Source organism: Streptomyces sp. WAC 04229, from assembly GCF_003947455.1.
In the GTDB taxonomy this organism is placed as follows: domain Bacteria; phylum Actinomycetota; class Actinomycetes; order Streptomycetales; family Streptomycetaceae; genus Streptomyces.
Genome location: NZ_QHJH01000368.1, coordinates 1 through 2426, shown reverse-complemented (window position 1 = coordinate 2426; position 2426 = coordinate 1). Strand labels below are relative to the sequence as shown.

The 2426-nt window shown below is 62.6% G+C and carries 2 protein-coding genes; one reads left to right on the top strand and one right to left on the bottom strand.

What is annotated here, in order from left to right; genetic code table 11:
* Positions 1 to 1090: 1090 nt before the first annotated feature.
* Positions 1091 to 1447, top strand: a complete 357-nt coding sequence (locus DMH12_RS38180) for a hypothetical protein (RefSeq protein WP_125495830.1) — start codon at positions 1091 to 1093, stop codon at positions 1445 to 1447.
* Here DMH12_RS38180 and DMH12_RS38175 read toward each other — a convergent pair.
* Positions 1437 to 2257, bottom strand: a protein-coding gene (locus DMH12_RS38175) for an IS5 family transposase (protein ID WP_390056890.1) whose coding sequence is annotated in 2 segments (ribosomal slippage) — positions 1437 to 1900 and positions 1900 to 2257 — 822 coding nt in all. Because the reading frame shifts where the segments join, the coding sequence is not laid out codon by codon here. The genes DMH12_RS38180 and DMH12_RS38175 overlap by 11 nt on opposite strands.
* Positions 2258 to 2426 lie beyond the last annotated feature (169 nt).

The window sequence follows — 2426 nt, the reverse complement described above, 5'->3', positions numbered from 1 at the left end:
CACATCCCCAACCCCCACGACACGACGGAGGCGTTACGGGACCTGGACTGGCTCGGCCTGGCCCGGGACCACGAGGTGCAGACGTGACCCCAGCCCATGACAACGGCCCCCGACCGTCTTGCCTGGTCAGGGGCCGTAACTCACTGCGGTGGGTGTGGGATCTGAACCCAGCTTACGGGACCAAGATCACTCGCCCCAATGCAGCTCCAGCCCAAAGCCGCTCCACCGACCTCGTAGGTGCATTCAGGCCTGTGCCCCCGCGGCTCAGGGCAAGGGAAAGCCCCGAGGTGCGCGCGTTCACCACGGGGCTTAATTTTGAATCGCTAATCTATAGCTACCGGTTACTATTTTTGATCATGTAGTAGATGGTTACGCAGATGCCCAGAACGGTGGCTCCACCAATAAAGGCACTACCTGCCACCTGGAGCGCTTCCCATCCTGTATTACCTGCGGTTGTTGATAGCCACCCTGCCCCCAGGGAAACCGCGAGGGAAGCGGCCAGTACGAGCAAAGTAGCGAGTAGAGCACTCTTCCTAGGTTCGAAGCCTGGTGCGGACATGTCTTCGTTGTCTCCTTAGTTCAGTTCGGAATTTCATTTCTGCTCCATTTAGGTTGAACTTGCAGATCGAATTGACTTCGGCAGGCCAGGTTGCAATTGCACCGAATCAATTCGGCTTTAGGCCTACGGCTATTAAGGGGGGTCCCTCACGACTCTTCCCGCTTCTCGACGCACTCAGAGCACACATTTCGCACGGGTGTTGGAACCACTCGGAAGTGTCAGGGTGGGTCTCTCATCGCGCACCTCCTGATGGACAACGAAGTCAACAAGATCACGAACATGCCTCCGCAATGGGAGGTGACCGCCCCCTAACTTGGGGGGTATCGAGGGTATCTGACATGCCCTCACATGAGAAGACGGCTGCTCAGGGCCGCGAGTTCCCCGGTTCACTCGATCGAATTAGCCAATCCTTAACAAGATCGCCGAGCCAACTCGAAGAACCACTCCATACGCCCTCAGGGACGCCGCCTTGACTGTGCCCTTTAGACGTCGTTTCTTATGGCTGTCAGAGCGGCATGAGAGCCTCCTGGCATGAGCTACGACCTTGCTGTCTGGGAAGGCGAGAGACCAGCGGATGACAAGACCGCCGGCCGGGTCTTTGACGACCTGTACGACCGCCACATCGACAGCGACGTGGAAGAGCCTCCGTCTGAGCGCATCGCGGCCTACGTGGCTGCGTTGCTTGAGCGGTGGTGCGACCTCACCGAGGACGAGGAGGACACCTCGCCCTGGTCAACCGGGCCATTGATCGGCGAGGCCAGCGGTCCGCTGATCTACTTTCCCATGCGCTGGAGCATGGCCGAGGAGGCGTCGGCCTACGCGGCAGCCGTGTCGGAGTCCATGGGGTTGGTGTGTTTCGACGTGCAGCAGAACCGGCTCAGGCCGTGAGGAGAGCCGCCAGTCGGCGGTAGCTGATGAGGGCTGCGGCTATGCCGACGAAGGCGAGGAAGTGTTCGGCCTTGCGTTCATACCGCCGATGGAGGCGTCGGCAGCCCGCCAGCCAGGACACGGTTCTCTCGACCACCCAGCGATGCCGGCCCAGTCGCTGCGAGGACTCGACACCCTTGCGGGCGATGCGAGGACGGATGCCCCGCTCGCGCAACCATCGGCGCAGGTGGTCGTAGTCGTAGCCCTTGTCGGCGTGTAGCTTGGCCGGCCGTCGGCGCCGGGGGCCGCGGCGAGAGCGGATGGGTGGGATGCCCCGCACGAGGGGCTCCAGGCCCTGACTGTCGTGCATGTTCGCGCCGGAGATGCCCAGGGACAGCGGCAGTCCCTTCCGGTCGCAGATCAGGTGGATCTTCGATCCCAGTTTGCCGCGGTCGGTCGGATTCGGTCCGGTCAGCGGCCCCCTTTTGCGGCCCGCAAGCTTACGGAGTCGATCGCGCATCGCGACCAGTCCAGCTCGCCTCGTGCTCCGAGTTCGTCGAGGATCGCGCGGTAGAGACGGGCCCAGACCCGGTCCCGGGTCCACTGGGCGAACCGGCGATAGACCGTGGGCCAGGCCGGGCCGAACACCGGCGGCAGCTGCCGCCACGTGCAACCCGACGTCGCCACGAAGATGATCGCGGCGAGCGCCTCCCGATCACCCGCTCGACGTCGGCCGCCGCCCTGCGGACGTATCACTTCCGTCGGCGGCACCACCCGCCGGAACACCACCCACAACTCGTCCGGCACCAGACGCTCAACCAGATCCGTCATGCACGGTTCAACGAACGATCACGCCATAAGAAACGACGTCTTAGAGGTCGTTTTCATCTGTCTTGCCTGTTTATGGATGGATTCTCGGTGGGTGAGGATGCGATGCGAAAGGGGCAGCCGGTGCGGCTGGAGTCGATGAGTCCTGAGGTGTGACTGTTGGGGCGGAGTG

What these genes read in the sequence shown, in the direction of transcription:
- DMH12_RS38180 (WP_125495830.1), top strand. Translation starts at nt 1,091, where the DNA reads ATGAGCTACGACCTTGCTGTCTGGGAAGGCGAGAGACCAGCGGATGAC.